The sequence below is a fragment of the Escherichia sp. E4385 genome, from assembly GCF_963883145.1.
Lineage (GTDB): Bacteria > Pseudomonadota > Gammaproteobacteria > Enterobacterales > Enterobacteriaceae > Escherichia.
The window spans coordinates 13,194-28,678 of the sequence record NZ_CAWOOJ010000015.1; the positions used below are offsets into that span (position 1 = coordinate 13,194).

Sequence of the window (15,485 nt, forward strand, 5' to 3'; positions counted from 1 at the left end):
CAATTATTTTTCAGTCTCTTAGAGCGAGCAGGAGACGCAGCCTTCAATTTCAGTGCCTTCCAGCGCCATCTGACGCAGGCGAATGTAATAGAGCGTTTTGATACCCTTGCGCCAGGCGTAAATCTGCGCTTTGTTGATATCGCGAGTGGTGGCGGTATCGGGGAAAAATAGCGTCAGCGACAGCCCCTGATCGACATGGCGGGTCGCTTCGGCGTAGGTGTCGATGATCTTTTCTGCGCCAATTTCGTAAGCATCCTGATATAGCGCCAGATTTTCGTTAGTCATAAACGGGGCAGGGTAGTAAACGCGTCCTGTTTTGCCCTCTTTGCGTATCTCTACTTTCGCCACAATCGGATGAATACTCGACGTGGCATGGTTGATGTAAGAGATGGAACCGGTTGGCGGCACCGCCTGGAGATTCTGGTTGTATATGCCATAGCGCATCACGTCGTCGCGCAGCTGCGCCCACATCTCACGGGTAGGTAACGTAATTCCGCTGCGGGCAAACAGTTCGCCAACTTTCGCCGTTTTCGGCTGCCAGGTACCTTGCAGATATTGGCTAAAATATTCACCACTGGCATAGCGTGAATGTTTGAACCCGGCGAAGGTTTCACCGCGTTCGCGCGCCAGCAACATCGAGGTACGCAGTACGTGCCAGGTGATGGTATAGAAATAGAGATTGGTGAAATCCAGTGCTTCCGGTGAACCATAAGCGATGCCTTCTCGCGCCAGATAACCGTGTAAATTCATCTGCCCCAGTCCGATGGCGTGTGAGGCGGCATTTCCGGCTTCGATGGACGGCACGCTGCGGATATGACTCATATCTGACACCGCTGTTAAACCGCGTACGGCAGTCTCTACCGTGCGGGCAAAGTCGGGGGAATCCATGGTGTGGGCAATATTCAACGAACCTAAATTGCAGGAAATATCATGGCCTGTGCGGGCATAGTCGAGATTCTCGTTATACTCTGAGGCGCTGTTAACCTGCAAAATCTCTGAGCAGAGATTACTCATATTTATGCGCCCGGCGATAGGGTTAGCACGGTTTACCGTGTCTTCATACATGATGTAGGGATAGCCGGACTCAAACTGAATTTCTGCCAGTCGCTGGAAGAAATCACGGGCGTTGATGTATTTTTTGCGGATGCGTTCATCGGCAACCAGTTCGTCATAGTGTTCGCTGATGGCGATATCGGCAAACGGCTTGCCATAAACTCGCTCAACTTCATAAGGCGAAAACAGTGCCATCTGCGCATTCTCTTTTGCCAGATGGAAAGTGATATCCGGGATCACCACGCCCAGGGACAGCGTTTTAATGCGGATTTTTTCGTCGGCATTTTCCCGTTTTGTATCGAGAAAACGCAGAATATCGGGATGATGAGCATGTAAATAGACTGCCCCAGCCCCCTGACGCGCGCCGAGCTGGTTGGCATAGGAAAATGCGTCTTCCAGCATTTTCATCACCGGAATTACGCCAGAAGATTGATTTTCAATACGTTTAATTGGCGCGCCCGCTTCCCGCAGATTCGACAGCAAAAATGCCACGCCGCCGCCGCGTTTCGACAGTTGCAGTGCGGAATTTACCGCCCGGCCAATCGACTCCATATTGTCTTCAATACGCAGCAGAAAACAGGAAACCAGTTCGCCGCGCTGCTGTTTACCGCAGTTGAGGAATGTTGGCGTGGCAGGCTGAAAGCGTCCTGACAGCATCTCATCAGTCAGTTGCGTCGCCAGTGTTTCATCGCCTTGTGCCAGCGTCAGCGCCACCATCGTGACTCGATCGGCAAAATCTTCCAGATAACGCTTACCGTCGAATGTCTTTAATGTATAGCTGGTGTAAAACTTCCATGCTCCGAGGAATGTCTGGAAACGAAAACCGCTGGCGTGCGCGTGGGCAAACAGCGTAATGACAAAGTCGCGAGAGTAGCGGTTAAGGACGCTTTCATCATAGTAACCTTCGTTAACCAGCCAGTTCAGGCGCTGCTGGTGGCTACTGAAGGTCACACTGTTCGGACGCACATGCGTCGCCATAAAGGCGTCAACGGCCTGGCGGTCTTTATCGAACTGAATGCGACCTGCGCTATCGTAAAGGTTAAGCATCGCATTCAGCGCGTGGTAATCCATCGTTTCCTGCGTCAGGCGTTCTGCGGTTGTCGTTGCCAAAATTCGGTTACTCCTTTACGAACGTTTTCGATATCGCTTTGCGTACCCATGAGTTCAAAGCGGTACAGCCACGGCACGCCGCATTTTTGAGCAATCACATCTCCGGCGCGGCCATACGCCTCACCAAAGTTGCGATTACCCGAAGCAATCACGCCGCGAAGCAACGCCCGGTTGTGTTCGTCGTTTAAAAAGCGAATTACCTGTCGTGGCACCGCGCCAGCCGTACCGCCGCCGCCGTAAGAGGGCACGATCAGGATATAAGGCTCGTCTACCTGAATCCGTTCCCGCTCATTGAGCGGGATGCGCACCGCGGGCAGCCCTAAACGTTCGATAAAACGCTGCGTATTTTCGGAGCTGCTGGAGAAGTAGACGAGCTGGCTCATGCACTGGCCGCGTGTGGCGCTGGATGCAGACGGTTGATCATGTCCGGGCGGAAGCCAGACCAGCTAAGATCGCCAGCAATTACCACCGGTAACTGGCGAAAGCCCTGAGCACGCAACGTTTCTGCCGCTTCAGGAACGCGATCGACATTAATCATTTCAAAATCAAAGCCCCGGTTTTCCATCGCCCGTTTGGTGGCGTGGCACTGAACGCAATCGTTACGAGTGTAAATAGTAATGCGCATGATTCGTATTTCCGTTTGAAATGAAGATACGGCGCGATGATACGCGTCGGGTTGTCTCTCTGTTGATACAGAGATACTAGATGTAGTTGAAAAAAGATTCAACCATACAAGATATGGGAATTTTAGATTGATTACGCCACCGCTGAATGGCTCAACGGGGTAGGGGATTTTGTGTTTTTTGGCCGGGCGAATACCCGGCATCAAAAGTTACATGCGCATGGAAACGGCCAGACGGTTAAAACAATTCATCAGCCCGATGGCAAACGTTAAGTCGCTGATCTCTGCTGCACTGAAATATTCAAGCAAAGGCTGATAAACCTCGTCTTCCGCATGGGTTCGGGCAATATCGGTCACCGATTCCGCCCATGCCAGCGCCGCCCGCTCGCGATCGTCAAAATGATGGCTTACGCGCCAGCCTGCCAGGGCGTCCAGTTTGTGCTGCGGCACACCGGATTTGCGTAATGCTTTGCTGTGCATCTCCAGACAAAATGCGCAGCCATTGATTTGCGAGACGCGCAAATAAATTAACTCCATCAGCGTGGTATCCAGCGCGCTATTTTCCAGTGCCGTTTTGGCCTGCACCAGTGCGTTATACACTGCCGGGCTAAGTTCGTAGTAAGGCTGACGTAATGTAGTCATACAGTTTCTCCTCTTATTAACGCCCGCAATGTAGCACTATAATGGACTGCTAAAGAGAGCCATAAATTACGTAAAAAAGCAGACCATATGCCACGTTATCAGGATATCGCCCGTCAGTTAAAAACGGCTATTGAGCAAGGGGAACTGAAACCTGGTGCAAGGCTACCTTCGAGTCGTACCTGGTCGCAGGAACTGGGTGTGTCTCGATCCACTGTCGAAAATGCGTATGCTGAGTTGGTGGCGCAAGGATGGCTGGTCAGGCGGGGGCAGGCGGGTACTTTTGTCAGCGAGCAGATACATCCGCAACAATCTGCTGTGGATGTCGTGGCTTTTGCTGGTGAAAGTCAGCAGCCACTGCCATTTCAATTGGGATTACCCGCACTCGATCTCTTTCCGCGAGAGCAGTGGGCGCGGGTGATGGGGCGTCGCCTTCGTACCCAGACGCGTTTTGATTTGGCATTAGGCGATGTCTGCGGTGAGGCGGCGTTGCGCGAGGCAATAGTTGATTACTTACGCGTTTCACGCGGGATTGATTGTCAGCCAGAGCAGGTCTTTATCACTCATGGTTATGCGGCCTCAATGGCTTTAATTCTGCACGCGCTGGCGAAACCGGGAAACGGGATGTGGATGGAAGATCCCGGCTTTCCACTGATTCGCCCGATTGTCACTCGCCACGGTGTGGAAATTTTACCGGTGCCGGTTGATGACAACGGGCTGGATGTCACAAGCGGAATACAAAATTATCCTGATGCGCGTTTTGCTCTGATTACTCCGGCACACCAGAGCCCGCTGGGCGTGGCGCTCTCTTTAGCGCGCAGGCACCAGATGCTGGAATGGGCAGAACGTAGTCAGGCATGGATTATTGAAGATGATTACGACAGTGAGTTTCGCTATCACGGTAAGCCGTTACCGGCACTAAAAAGTCTCGACGCACCGCAGCGGGTGATTTATGCCGGAACATTCAGCAAAGCGCTATTTCCTGCATTGCGCTGTGCGTGGCTGGTGGTGCCGGTGGAGCAGATTACGCAATTCCGGCAACAGGCGTCACTGGAGCCATGTGCGGTACCCGTACTGTGGCAGAACACACTGGCAGATTTCATTCGTGAGGGGCATTTCTGGCGGCATCTGAAGAAAATGCGTCAGCACTATGCTCAACGTCGGCAGTGGATTGAGCAGGCGTTGACGCAGCAGGGATTTCAGGTTGTGCCGCAAAAAGGTGGTATCCAGATGGTTATCAGCATGGTGGGCGACGATATTGTCCATGCTCGTAAAGCCAATGCTGCTGGCCTTGCGGTGCAGGCACTTAGCGACTGGCGTATCCGCTCAAATGGGGAAGGAGGATTGCTGCTCTCGTTTACCAATATCGTTAGCGAAAGTATGGCGCAGCAGGTGGCACAACAATTACGCAGTGCCTTAAGTTAAAAACCCCGAAGTCAGGCTTCGGGGCCAGGGACGTGTATTTATTATCATTGTTTCACTACGATTTACGCATGCTTAACAACGCGCCGATAAAAATACCTACCGCAGCAGCTGTTCCCACACTACACCAGGGTCTTTCACGAACAAAAGAGTCTGCGCAGCCAACAGCATCGCGCGCGGCTTGCTGGACGCGAGTTCGACCATGCATACGCGCCCTGGTTTCTTTCAGTAAAGCCTGAGCTTTACTGCGTGCGGCTTCGGCTTCCCCTTTGGCGTCGCTGCCCCAGGACTTCAATACAGATTCCAGGCTGTCAGCTAATTGATTGACATCATTCTGAATATCCTGCACGCCATCATCGACGTCGTTACGGTTCGGTCTGTTAAACATATGATCTCCCATCAGGATTCAATGTAATTTTCAGTGTAGACCATAATTTTCTTAACAGAGATTCATCGTGGCTTTATGGACTTTTCTGAAAGCGTTGTGAATGCTCAATCAGGTAAGGTAGGGCCGCGGTAGATAATAACGAGGATAGAATATGTATTTACGACCAGACGAGGTGGCGCGCGTACTTGAGAAAGTCGGTTTTACCGTCGATGTGGTAACCCAGAAAGCTTATGGTTATCGCCGCGGGGAAAATTATGTCTATGTTAATCGCGAAGCGCGAATGGGACGTACCGCACTGGTAATTCATCCCACGTTAAAAGAACGTAGTTCGACACTGGCAGAACCGGCTTCCGATATTAAAACTTGCGATCATTACCAGCGGTTCCCGCTCTATTTAGCGGGTGAGCGTCACGAGCATTACGGCATTCCACACGGTTTCAGCTCGCGTGTTGCGCTTGAACGTTATTTACATGGATTGTTTGGCGAAGCCAATTAAAGACGCGACTGGCATTGCCAGTCGCGACAAAGAAGGATCAGGCTTTTACCTGCTGGTAATTGCTGACTTTGAACAGGCGGCGGCAGTAATCAAGGAAGTAGCCATAGACCGCACCCATCAACATCGAAACGACGATGTTTGAACTGACCGCTGCCATAATCTGGTGCCAACCCGCGCCCACGACGAGTAAGATTGCCATATATACCGGTGACTGGAACGTCACATAAGCCAGAATATCCGCAAGATTTTTTACCCAGCCCGACGAGCCAACTTTGCGTGCCATTCGCATAAATAGATCGCGGTACATACCGTATGGCCATGCAATTAAGATGTTCACCGGAATCGCTACCAGTCTGGAATAAAGGGACTGTTCGAAGCTCATTCCGGAGAGAAATACTTCGATAAACATGTTCACGACAGAACAGTAAACAACCATCGCGAACGTATCTGCTACTGCATGACGCAAGCGTGACTGCGGTGAGAACATGCCCATGCTCCTTAATAAACGCGAAATCGGATGAATGTGAATGCAGTGGTTTAAATTACCGCTTGCACTTTCGCATAGCGTATATCGCTGGCTATGACTTATCAATTAGTGAAAAATTTTTATTTCCTTGGTTTTTGTAGATAAAATATTCCGTAGTGGCGCATTTTTTGTACATTCTGGGTTTTTTTATGTCTTAAAATATAATGTTATTTTAAATCATTATGTTATGACGTAGTTCAGATGTCTTTTGGCAGAGTGATCAAGGTGTGTTTACGCAGCAAAGCGTAGAGAATTCGGCTTAGGAGCGCGCCTGGCCTCATTCAGCATCTTTTATGTTGTAAAGCCTGTAATGGCAGCACAAAGTTTCAGGTTTGAATAACTAATATGTATTCTTTTTATATGCATATTTATGCTGGTTGCATGTTCCATTATCGGCCGGGAGGTTGTATCGTACGCCGGAACACTCGCCAGTCGCTGTAATAAGTAAGTTAAATGGCTGCTATATAATTTGCATATAAGCATTAATGTGTCAGCAAATAACGCACGAAATAATATCCCTTCGCGATTGTAAATATATTAAATTTTGTGGAAATATAATAAGTGATCGCTTACACTACGCGGCGAAATACTTTTTGTTTTGGCGTTAAAAGGTTTTCTTTATTATGTCTGTAATGTTACAAAGCTTAAATAACATCCGCACCCTTCGTGCAATGGCTCGCGAATTCTCCATTGACGTTCTTGAAGAAATGCTCGAAAAATTCAGGGTTGTCACTAAAGAAAGACGTGAAGAAGAAGAACAGCAGCAGCGTGAACTGGCAGAACGCCAGGAAAAAATTAGCACCTGGCTGGAGCTGATGAAAGCTGACGGTATTAACCCGGAAGAGTTATTAGCTAACGGCACAGCTGCACCGCGTGCAGGTAAAAAGCGTGAACCGCGTCCAGCAAAATATAAATTCACCGACTTCAATGGTGAAACCAAAACCTGGACCGGTCAGGGCCGTACGCCGAAGCCAATTGCTCAGGCGCTGGCAGAAGGTAAATCTCTCGACGATTTCCTGATCTAATCCCTGGCGCCGGATGCCGCCTCTATGGCGCATCCGGCGTTGCTTCTCAAGTTCGCTGATTCCACGGCATCTTATCTAATAGCCTTGCCATCCCGCAAAAACCACTGATTCCTGCAAACATTAATCCTGCGCCGACAAATCCACTTAATAAGAAGAAGCTGCTATTAATGGCATAACCCAGTACGACGCCGATTAATATTAAGCCGCCAGCGGCGATCTGTACCTGACGCATTAATGGCAACGGTTGAGATTTATTTTCTGCTACCGGCAATCCCGCTTTTTTCCAGCCATCGATCCCATCTTCCAGTAAAAAGACCTCTGCGGGGGCGGCAATCGCTGCTAATTTATCGGCGTTATTGCTGGTGCGTTTACCTGCCTGGCAGTGGAATATAATTTGTTCGCTACGCAATTTATCCGGAAGACCAGACTGTTCTATCACGGATAATGGTGCCAGACAGGCTGCTGGAATATGTTCACGAAGATATTCGTCGGCATCACGAATATCGATTAACTTTGCACCACGCGCGATTAATTCTTGCGCGTCATGCGGTGAAATTGTTATCAAAGCCATCGTCACTCCTTACGGACAATAGATATTTTTCAGGGTGGCGATAATGGCATTTACCGCCTCATTTTTAATGGAATAAAGAATGCGTTGGGCGTCCCGCTGGCTGTCAATAAGTCCCTCGTCACGCATGCGAGCCAGATGCTGTGACGTGGCGGAGGCGCTAAGTCCGGTAATGCGAGCCAGTTCTCCGGCGCTGGTCCCTGGTGACCCGCAAAGCATGCACAGAATCAACAACCGTTTGGGGTGACTCATTGCTTTCAGTAAGGCCGCAGCCTGTTCGGCGCTGGCCTGTAGTTGGGCGAGTTCAGTCATAGTTATTTAAGTGTTTTCTAAATTAAGTGAATTCTAAACTAAAAATGCAACGTATACCAGCGTAAATGAGGGTAAACGCGTAGGCTGAAACTGGCTGGTTCCGCTAAAATTATTACGCTTAAGAGATAAAATCTCTTTTTAAACAATGGTTAATTTTCTTATAGGGAGTAAATATGGGTTTCTGGAGAATTGTCATCACCATCATTTTGCCGCCGCTCGGCGTGCTGCTTGGCAAAGGATTTGGCTGGGCGTTCATCATTAATATCTTGTTGACGCTGCTTGGGTATATCCCTGGTTTAATTCACGCTTTCTGGGTGCAAACCCGCGATTAACTCTGTGCTTACTCCGCGGCGTTAGTGCGCCGCGTTCCTCTGCTACACTTTCTGAGTGTTTCCGTTAACGAACGAGGTAACTATGGGTCTGTTCAATTTTGTGAAAGATGCCGGAGAAAAGCTCTGGGATACAGTTACTGGTCAGCATGATAAAGACGATCAGGCGAAGAAGGTGCAGGAGCATCTGAACAAAACCGGCATTCCAGATGCCGATAAAGTAAATATCCAAATTACCGATGGCAAAGCGACGGTGACTGGTGATGGTTTGAGCCAGGAAGCGAAGGAAAAAATCCTTGTTGCGGTGGGGAATATTTCTGGTATCGCCAGCGTAGACGATCAGGTAAAAACTGCGACACCAGCCACTGCCAGCCAGTTTTATACCGTTAAGTCTGGCGACACTCTTAGCGCCATTTCCAAACAGGTCTACGGTAACGCCAATCTGTACAATAAAATCTTCGAAGCGAATAAACCGATGCTGAAAAGCCCGGATAAAATTTATCCGGGACAAGTGTTGCGTATTCCAGAGTAATGGCGGTTAGTCCGCCATCGCCTGCTGGATAATGGGAATCGGCGTCAGCAAATGCTGGCGCATTAACTCACTGGCGCGCGCGGTATCTCGCGCCAGGACGGCTTCGGTTAAAATTTGATGTTGATTGTGTTTATCTTCCAGCATTTCCACGGAAAGTACCGTTCGCCGCAGCCAGATGAAGCGATAGCGCGCCGCCAGATCAAACAACCGTTCACGCATTTGCAGCAAATAGTGAGAACCACAGCCTGTCACAATTGCAGTATGAAACGCCTGATGACGCAGATCCCACTCATCAAGCATTTTCTCACTGGCGTCACAGGCCTCCAGCTTACTGAGCAGATGCGCTTTTGCGAGAACGTCTGCCTCCCACTCATCGCCACCGCGGGCAATCGCCAGACTCACTAGCATTGCTTCCATGTTGGCGCGGGCATCGAAAATATCGAGCAACTCCTGCTCTGACATCGAGGCTACCCGATACCCTTTTTGATTCACCACCGTGACCAGTCGTTCTGCCACCAGTTGCGAAAGCGCTTCCCGCAACGGCCCAACGCCAAGTGCATAACGCGATGTCAGCAAACTCATCCGTAATTTTTCATCCGGCTGAAAATTGCCGCGAATAATATCGTTCTTCAGCCAGCGATAGCCATCCAGAGACGTAATGGTCATGGTGTGACTCCTGATCATTATCAGCGCGTATTATGAATGGGTGTTTTTTGCCACATTATCAGCTTTTTCCAGCGAGCCATAATTGGCACTGTACAGATAATCCCTATCGCTAATAAGCCGGTGGAGATCACTTCTAACTGTTGCGCCGGACGGAATAGCATCACCACCAACACAAAAGTAATAAAGCCAATCACCAGCCAGGTGAGCCACGGATAAAGCCACATTCGCAGGCGAATTTCACCGCCTTCTGCCAGCAGAATTTTGCGCATTCGTAATTGCGAAACGGCGATGACTAAATAAACCAGCAGGGCGATAGCGCCGGAGCTGTCGATCAGGAATTTAAACACTTTAGCAGGTGCGTAATAGTTCACTACCACCGTTAAAAATGCCGCACCGGTCGAGAGTAATACTGCCACGTACGGGGTTTTACTGCGGTTAATTTTACCCATTACCGCGGGCGCATCACCGCGACGGCTTAAGGAGTAGAGCATTCTTGACGCGGTATACAGCGCCGAGTTCAGGCAACTGGTTACCGACAGCAAAATAACGCAATCCATAATGAATTTGGCGTGCGGAATATTCAGCAGTTCCAGCACGGAACGGTAGGAGCCCACGGTTTTCAGTCCGGGCATATTCCACGGAATTAAGGCCACGACGACAAAAATAGAACACAAATAGAAAATAGAGATACGCCAGATAACCGAGTTGGTGGCGCGAACAATATGTTTATCCGGCGTGTCGGATTCTGCGGCGGCGATGGTGACAATTTCCGCGCCCATAAACGAGAACATGGTGATCAGCATCGCGCTTAATACCGCCCCGAAGCCGTTGGGCATAAAGCCGCCGCTATCCCATAATCTTGAAATACCGCTCACTTCTGCATATGGGTAAAAACCGCTAATCGCCACTGCGCCGAGGAAAATAAATGCCAGGATGGCAATCACTTTGCATATCGCCAACCAGAACTCAAATTCTCCGTAGTTTTTAACGCTTAATAAATTACTGCCGGTTAAGGCGAGGGTGATAACGAGGGAAAATAACCAGATGGGAATACCGGGAACCCACGAGTGCAGGATCATGGCGGCGATGTTGGCTTCCAGAGGTATAACCAGTACCCAAAACCACCAGTACAACCAGCCGATGGTATAGCCCGCCCAGCGGCCAATGGCTTTATCGGCATAGGTGGAAAACGAACCGGTATCGGGCGTGGCAACTGCCATTTCCGCCAGCATCCGCATAATCATAACCACCAGTAATCCGGCGAAAAGATAGGCCAGTAATACTGCCGGGCCCGCTTCGGCGATGGCGACGCTGGAACCGACAAACAGACTTGCGCCGATAACACCGGCAATAGACAACATGGTGACGTGGCGTGATTTCAGCCCGCCGCCTAACTCATGTGGTTGCGATGATTGCCCCATCCTGAATCCTCTCGAAAGTGTGTCACTTGGGAGAGCGCCCCGACATTTCCCGCGTCGGGTCACGCGTATAATTGTTATTGATTCTTTTTGCCGGAGAGCGGCTCCGCCTTATCCGGCCGACATAGATTTATTCCTGTTCACGTACAGATTGTCGGATGCGGCGTAAACGCCTTATCCGACCTGGATTCCCGTAGGCCGGACAAGACGCAAAGCGTCGCCTCCGGCATGGTGTGCCGAATGTCGGATGCGGCGTAAACGCTTTATCCGACCTGGATCCCCGTAGGCCGGACAAGACGCAAAGCGTCGCCTCCGGCATGGGTACGGACTTACTGTTTCGCCTCAGCAAAACACTGGCTGATGATATCCAGACCCTGACGGATCTGTGCGTCTTCAATGGTGAGCGGTACCAGGATGCGCAGCACGTTGTAATACGGGCCGCAGGAGAGAAGAATCAGGCCCTTATCGCGGGCGCGCGCCACGATCTCGGCGGTGAGTTTGGCGTCTGGTTTGCTGTGATCGCCATCTTCAAACAGCTCGATGGCGATCATCGCCCCCAGCCCACGTACGTCGCCGATCTCAGTGTGTTTTTCGGCGATCGCCAACAATCCGTCTTTTAGCTTCTGCCCCAGATCGTTGGCTTTTTGCAGCAGATTTTCCTGCTCGAACACCTTCAACACTTCCAGCGCCGCCACGCAGGCAATCGGGTTACCCGCATAGGTGCCGCCCAGCCCGCCCGGTGCGACAGCGTCCATCACTTCAGCGCGCCCGGTGACGCCCGCCAGCGGGAAGCCGCCTGCGATCGATTTCGCAAAGGTGGTGAGATCCGGTGCCACGCCCATTTGCTCCATCGCAAACAGCGTGCCGGTACGCCCCGCGCCGCTCTGTACTTCGTCGGCAATCAGCATGATCCCGTGCTCGTCACACAGCGCGCGTAAACGCTGCATAAAAGCAGGCGTCGCGGCGTAGAAACCACCTTCGCCCTGAACCGGCTCAATCACGATGGCGGCGATATCTTCCGGCGCTGCATCATTTTTGAAGATTCGGTGGATACTGGCGATCGCGTCATCCTCGCTGATGCCGTGCAGCGGGCAAGGATAAAGCGCGCGATAAACATGGCCCGGCATCAGGCCCATGCCCGCAGAGTACGGATTCACCTTGCCGGTCAGCGCCAGCGTGTAGTGCGTGCGCCCGTGATACGCGCCGCTAAAGGCGATAGTGCCGCTACGTTTGGTGGCGGCGCGGGCGATTTTCACCGCGTTTTCCACCGCTTCGGAACCTGTGGTGACCAGCAGCGTTTTTTTGGCGAAATCGCCCGGCACCTTCTGATTCATAATCTCGCACAGCTCCAGATACGGCTCGTAGGCCAGTACCTGGAAGCAGGTGTGCGACAGTTTTTTCAACTGCGCTTCCACCGCGGCAACCACCTTCGGATGCAGGTGTCCGGTGTTGAGCACCGCAATCCCGCCCGCGAAATCAAGATACTCACGGCCTTCAACGTCCCACACCCGGCAGTTTTCCGCGCGGTCAGCGAAAATGGGGTGAATTTGCCCAACGCCACGGGGGATCGCCTGGCTACGGCGCTGCATTAACTCTTTATTGCTGCTCATTCGCGTTCTCCAGTTAAAGACCGATGCACATATATTTGATTTCTAAGTAATCTTCGATGCCATACTTCGAACCTTCACGACCCAGGCCCGAGGCTTTAATGCCGCCGAACGGGGCGACTTCATTTGAAATAATGCCGGTATTGATGCCAACGATGCCGTACTCCAGCGCCTCGCCCACGCGGAAGACGCGGCCTAAATCACGGGCATAGAAATAGGCGGCAAGGCCGAATTCGGTGTCATTGGCTTGCGCAATCACATCAGCTTCATCTTTAAAGCGGAACAGCGGGGCGAGGGGGCCGAACGTCTCTTCTTTCGACACTTTGGCGTTAGCCGGAACGTCCACCAGAATGGTTGGCTGGAAGAAGTTGCCGCCGCGTTCGTGCGCTTTACCGCCGCAAACCACACGCGCGCCTTTCTCCAGCGCATCGGCAATATGCTCTTCCACTTTTGCTACCGCTTTTTCATCGATCAGCGGCCCGATGGTGACGCCTTTATCCAGCCCGTCGCCGATGTGCAGTTTGCTCACCGCCTGCTGCAATTTTTCGGCAAAACGGTCATACACGCCGTCCTGCACGTATAAACGGTTGGCGCAAACGCAGGTTTGCCCGGCGTTGCGGAATTTCGAGGCCAGCGCGCCTTCCACGGCTTTATCGAGATCGGCATCGTCAAAGACGATAAACGGCGCGTTGCCGCCGAGCTCCAGCGACACTTTTTTGATGTCTTTCGCGCACTGTTCCATTAACTGGCGGCCAATTTCGGTCGAGCCGGTAAACGACAGTTTGCGTACCAGCGGGTTGCTGGTCAGTTCATTACCGACCGCGCCTGCCGAACCGGTGACCACGTTAAACACGCCAGCCGGAATGCCCGCGCGAATCGCCAGTTCTGCCAGCGCGAGCGCAGAGAACGGCGTCTGACTGGCGGGCTTCAGCACCATGGTGCAGCCTGCCGCCAGCGCCGGACCGGCTTTGCGGGTAATCATCGCCGCTGGGAAGTTCCACGGCGTGATGGCAGCGGTAACGCCAATCGGCTGCTTGATCACAATCAGGCGTTTATCGGCCTGATGACCGGGAATGGTGTCGCCATAAATGCGTTTGCCTTCTTCGGCAAACCACTCAATAAAGGAGGCGGCGTAGCTGATTTCGCCTTTCGCTTCAGCCAGCGGTTTGCCCTGTTCGAGGGTCATCAGGCGTGCTAAATCGTCCTGATGCTCCATCATCAAATTGAACCAGTTACGCAGAATGTTGGCGCGTTCTTTGGCGGTGAGCGCACGCCAGGCGGGCAGGGCGCGGTTGGCGGCGTCGATAGCCGCGCGGGTTTCATCCGCGCCCATTTTCGGCACGCTACCCAGCTTGTCGCCGTTCGCCGGATTGGTGACGTCGATGACCTCGCCATTGTTGGCGTCCAGCCATTCCCCGTTAATCAACGCCTGCTGGCGGAATAAGTTACTGTCATTAAGTTTCATCGTTACGTCCTGTTTTCAAAGGTTATTGATTAAATGCGGCGTGTAAGGCATCCACACTACGTGCCGCTCGCAGCGTGCGTCCGGGGTTACTCTGGCTTGCCAACAGCGTTTGTACCTTGCTGACAATATGCGCACCAATAGGAATTGCTGATGTCGCTGCCGGGGAGGGCGCATTGCAGGTGTGGATCGTGCGCGGGGTGGTGACAAACAGAAAATCGTCAATCAGCTTGCCGTCCGGCGATACTGCCTGCGCCCGCACACCTGCGGGCCAGGGCTGGAGATCGCTTAACGAAAGCCGGGGACAATACTTTTGCACCAGCCGCAGATAGCCGCTTTTGCACAGCGAGTTTTTCATCTCGCCCAGTCCTGAGCGTAGATGGTTTTGCAGCACCCGGCGAATCCCCGACGAGCCCAAAATTTCCAGCGTGTCGCTAAATGAGAAGTCGCGCTTGCGATAGCCTTCGCGTTTGAACGCCAGCACCGCGTTTGGCCCGACGGTGACGCTGCCGTCGATCATGCGGGTGAGATGCACGCCCAAAAACGGCATTGCCGGATCGGGAATGGGGTAAATCAGGTGGTTAACAATGTGGTTATGCTCCGGCGCAAGGCGGAAATACTCGCCGCGGAACGGGCAGATAATAAAGCCAGGTTCGAGGCCGAGCATTTTCACCAACCGGTCAGCCATCAGCCCGGAACAGCTAATCAGCGTCGATGCTTCATATTCGCCGCCCTGGCGGGTACGTATCACCACGCCGTTTTTATGCTCATTAAGGCCGCTGACTTCGGCGTTATAAATAATCTCACCGCCTCTGGCCTGGAAGATTTTTGCCATCGCCGCCGTCACTTCGCGGTAGCTGACAATACCGCTGGACGGCACAAAAATACCGCCGAGCCCGGTGATATTCGGTTCGCGCTCGCGCAGTTCGTCGGCGTTTAGCCATTCGCGCTCGATACCGTTCGCCGCCGTGCGTTCCCATAAGGCGCGCATCCGTTCCATTTCGAGATCGGACGTGGCAACCAGCATCTTGCCGCAGTTGTCGTAGCGAATGCCGTTTTGATCGCAAAAGGCTTTGGTGGCGCGGTTTCCCGCCAGGCAAAACTGCGCCTTCAGGCTACCGGGCGTGTAATAGACCCCGGCATGGATCACGCCGCTGTTGTGGCCCGTCTGGTGACAGGCCGGGCCGGACTCTTTTTCCAGCAACGCAATGCGGGCGTCCGGATAGAAATCAATCAGTTGCATGGCGGTCGACATGCCGATGATGCCGCCGCCAATAATCACAAAATCATACATCCGCTCAATTCCTTTG

The 15,485-nt window shown here is 52.1% G+C and carries 18 protein-coding genes; 5 read left to right on the forward strand and 13 right to left on the reverse strand.

Features of this window, described 5'->3' with window-relative positions:
• Positions 1-18: 18 nt before the first annotated feature.
• The 4 genes from nrdE to AACS80_RS16215 form a co-directional block, all read right to left on the reverse strand.
• Entirely contained in the window at positions 19-2,163 is a 2,145-nt protein-coding gene (gene nrdE / locus AACS80_RS16200) for a class 1b ribonucleoside-diphosphate reductase subunit alpha (RefSeq protein WP_135410306.1), read from the reverse strand.
• Entirely contained in the window at positions 2,136-2,546 is a 411-nt protein-coding gene (gene nrdI, locus AACS80_RS16205) for a class Ib ribonucleoside-diphosphate reductase assembly flavoprotein NrdI (RefSeq protein WP_000080944.1), read from the reverse strand. Before nrdI ends, nrdE begins: the two co-directional genes overlap by 28 nt.
• Entirely contained in the window at positions 2,543-2,788 is a 246-nt protein-coding gene (gene nrdH, locus AACS80_RS16210; RefSeq protein ID WP_001223233.1) for a glutaredoxin-like protein NrdH, read from the reverse strand. Before nrdH ends, nrdI begins: the two co-directional genes overlap by 4 nt.
• A gap of 207 nt (positions 2,789-2,995) precedes the next feature.
• Entirely contained in the window at positions 2,996-3,427 is a 432-nt protein-coding gene (locus AACS80_RS16215) for a carboxymuconolactone decarboxylase family protein (RefSeq protein WP_130208077.1), read from the reverse strand.
• Between the two features lie 87 nt (positions 3,428-3,514).
• On the opposite strand from AACS80_RS16215, the gene pdxR reads away from it, so the two are divergent.
• The gene (pdxR, locus tag AACS80_RS16220; protein ID WP_135410305.1) at positions 3,515-4,849 is read left to right on the forward strand and encodes a MocR-like pyridoxine biosynthesis transcription factor PdxR; all 1,335 of its coding nucleotides are present in this window, start codon (positions 3,515-3,517) and stop codon (positions 4,847-4,849) included.
• Between the two features lie 55 nt (positions 4,850-4,904).
• Here the strand turns inward: pdxR and AACS80_RS16225 are convergent, their stop codons facing one another.
• Positions 4,905-5,234, reverse strand: coding sequence for a DUF883 domain-containing protein (locus tag AACS80_RS16225; protein ID WP_001295174.1), 330 nt, complete (start codon positions 5,232-5,234; stop codon positions 4,905-4,907).
• Between the two features lie 151 nt (positions 5,235-5,385).
• Between AACS80_RS16225 and AACS80_RS16230 the strand changes: the two genes are divergently transcribed.
• Complete coding sequence (locus AACS80_RS16230) at positions 5,386-5,730, forward strand: DUF2002 family protein (RefSeq protein WP_130208081.1); 345 nt, start codon at positions 5,386-5,388, stop codon at positions 5,728-5,730.
• A 37-nt stretch (positions 5,731-5,767) separates the two neighbouring features.
• Here AACS80_RS16230 and alaE read toward each other — a convergent pair whose 3' ends face one another.
• Positions 5,768-6,217 carry an L-alanine exporter AlaE gene (alaE, locus tag AACS80_RS16235; RefSeq protein ID WP_130208083.1) on the reverse strand — a complete coding sequence of 150 codons (450 nt, stop codon included), beginning with the start codon at positions 6,215-6,217 and terminating at the stop codon, positions 5,768-5,770.
• A 662-nt stretch (positions 6,218-6,879) separates the two neighbouring features.
• Between alaE and stpA the strand changes: the two genes are divergently transcribed.
• Positions 6,880-7,281, forward strand: a complete 402-nt coding sequence (gene stpA / locus AACS80_RS16240) for a DNA-binding protein StpA (protein WP_064529914.1) — start codon at positions 6,880-6,882, stop codon at positions 7,279-7,281.
• A 46-nt stretch (positions 7,282-7,327) separates the two neighbouring features.
• Here the strand turns inward: stpA and AACS80_RS16245 are convergent, their stop codons facing one another.
• Together AACS80_RS16245 and AACS80_RS16250 are read right to left on the reverse strand one after the other, a co-directional pair.
• Positions 7,328-7,852 (reverse strand): rhodanese family protein, encoded by a 525-nt coding sequence (locus AACS80_RS16245; RefSeq protein WP_130260073.1) that lies wholly within the window; start codon positions 7,850-7,852, stop codon positions 7,328-7,330.
• Positions 7,853-7,861: 9 nt separating this feature from the next.
• Positions 7,862-8,161, reverse strand: a complete 300-nt coding sequence (locus AACS80_RS16250; protein WP_130208087.1) for an ArsR/SmtB family transcription factor — start codon at positions 8,159-8,161, stop codon at positions 7,862-7,864.
• 173 nt (positions 8,162-8,334) lie between these two features.
• Between AACS80_RS16250 and AACS80_RS16255 the strand changes: the two genes are divergently transcribed.
• Both AACS80_RS16255 and kbp read left to right on the forward strand, forming a co-directional pair.
• Positions 8,335-8,493: a YqaE/Pmp3 family membrane protein gene (locus AACS80_RS16255; RefSeq protein WP_000508177.1), complete on the forward strand. Its 159-nt coding sequence runs from the start codon at positions 8,335-8,337 to the stop codon at positions 8,491-8,493.
• Between the two features lie 82 nt (positions 8,494-8,575).
• Positions 8,576-9,022, forward strand: a complete 447-nt coding sequence (gene kbp, locus AACS80_RS16260) for a potassium binding protein Kbp (protein WP_064529911.1) — start codon at positions 8,576-8,578, stop codon at positions 9,020-9,022.
• A 6-nt stretch (positions 9,023-9,028) separates the two neighbouring features.
• On the opposite strand, the gene csiR is transcribed toward kbp, so the two are convergent.
• The 5 genes from csiR to lhgO all read right to left on the reverse strand — a co-directional run bounded on the left by csiR (position 9,029) and on the right by lhgO (position 15,469).
• Positions 9,029-9,688 (reverse strand): DNA-binding transcriptional regulator CsiR, encoded by a 660-nt coding sequence (gene csiR, locus AACS80_RS16265; RefSeq protein ID WP_130260075.1) that lies wholly within the window; start codon positions 9,686-9,688, stop codon positions 9,029-9,031.
• Between the two features lie 20 nt (positions 9,689-9,708).
• Positions 9,709-11,109 (reverse strand): GABA permease, encoded by a 1,401-nt coding sequence (gene gabP / locus AACS80_RS16270; protein ID WP_130260076.1) that lies wholly within the window; start codon positions 11,107-11,109, stop codon positions 9,709-9,711.
• Between the two features lie 326 nt (positions 11,110-11,435).
• Complete coding sequence (gabT, locus tag AACS80_RS16275) at positions 11,436-12,716, reverse strand: 4-aminobutyrate--2-oxoglutarate transaminase (RefSeq protein WP_138183875.1); 1,281 nt, start codon at positions 12,714-12,716, stop codon at positions 11,436-11,438.
• 13 nt (positions 12,717-12,729) lie between these two features.
• Positions 12,730-14,178, reverse strand: coding sequence for an NADP-dependent succinate-semialdehyde dehydrogenase (gene gabD, locus AACS80_RS16280; protein ID WP_135410304.1), 1,449 nt, complete (start codon positions 14,176-14,178; stop codon positions 12,730-12,732).
• Positions 14,179-14,200: 22 nt separating this feature from the next.
• Entirely contained in the window at positions 14,201-15,469 is a 1,269-nt protein-coding gene (gene lhgO, locus AACS80_RS16285; RefSeq protein WP_135410321.1) for an L-2-hydroxyglutarate oxidase, read from the reverse strand.
• Between the last annotated feature and the right edge of the window lie 16 nt (positions 15,470-15,485).

Bases quoted from the DNA above. Each gene is read 5' to 3' on its own strand.
- nrdI (WP_000080944.1), bottom strand. From the start codon at position 2,546: ATGAGCCAGCTCGTCTACTTCTCCAGCAGCTCCGAAAATACGCAGCGT.
- nrdH (WP_001223233.1), bottom strand. From the start codon at position 2,788: ATGCGCATTACTATTTACACTCGTAACGATTGCGTTCAGTGCCACGCC.
- AACS80_RS16215 (WP_130208077.1), bottom strand. From the start codon at position 3,427: ATGACTACATTACGTCAGCCTTACTACGAACTTAGCCCGGCAGTGTAT.
- pdxR (WP_135410305.1), top strand. From the start codon at position 3,515: ATGCCACGTTATCAGGATATCGCCCGTCAGTTAAAAACGGCTATTGAG.
- AACS80_RS16225 (WP_001295174.1), bottom strand. From the start codon at position 5,234: ATGTTTAACAGACCGAACCGTAACGACGTCGATGATGGCGTGCAGGAT.
- AACS80_RS16230 (WP_130208081.1), top strand. From the start codon at position 5,386: ATGTATTTACGACCAGACGAGGTGGCGCGCGTACTTGAGAAAGTCGGT.
- alaE (WP_130208083.1), bottom strand. From the start codon at position 6,217: ATGTTCTCACCGCAGTCACGCTTGCGTCATGCAGTAGCAGATACGTTC.
- stpA (WP_064529914.1), top strand. From the start codon at position 6,880: ATGTCTGTAATGTTACAAAGCTTAAATAACATCCGCACCCTTCGTGCA.
- AACS80_RS16245 (WP_130260073.1), bottom strand. From the start codon at position 7,852: ATGGCTTTGATAACAATTTCACCGCATGACGCGCAAGAATTAATCGCG.
- AACS80_RS16250 (WP_130208087.1), bottom strand. From the start codon at position 8,161: ATGACTGAACTCGCCCAACTACAGGCCAGCGCCGAACAGGCTGCGGCC.
- AACS80_RS16255 (WP_000508177.1), top strand. From the start codon at position 8,335: ATGGGTTTCTGGAGAATTGTCATCACCATCATTTTGCCGCCGCTCGGC.
- kbp (WP_064529911.1), top strand. From the start codon at position 8,576: ATGGGTCTGTTCAATTTTGTGAAAGATGCCGGAGAAAAGCTCTGGGAT.
- csiR (WP_130260075.1), bottom strand. From the start codon at position 9,688: ATGACCATTACGTCTCTGGATGGCTATCGCTGGCTGAAGAACGATATT.
- gabP (WP_130260076.1), bottom strand. From the start codon at position 11,109: ATGGGGCAATCATCGCAACCACATGAGTTAGGCGGCGGGCTGAAATCA.
- gabT (WP_138183875.1), bottom strand. From the start codon at position 12,716: ATGAGCAGCAATAAAGAGTTAATGCAGCGCCGTAGCCAGGCGATCCCC.
- gabD (WP_135410304.1), bottom strand. From the start codon at position 14,178: ATGAAACTTAATGACAGTAACTTATTCCGCCAGCAGGCGTTGATTAAC.
- lhgO (WP_135410321.1), bottom strand. From the start codon at position 15,469: ATGTATGATTTTGTGATTATTGGCGGCGGCATCATCGGCATGTCGACC.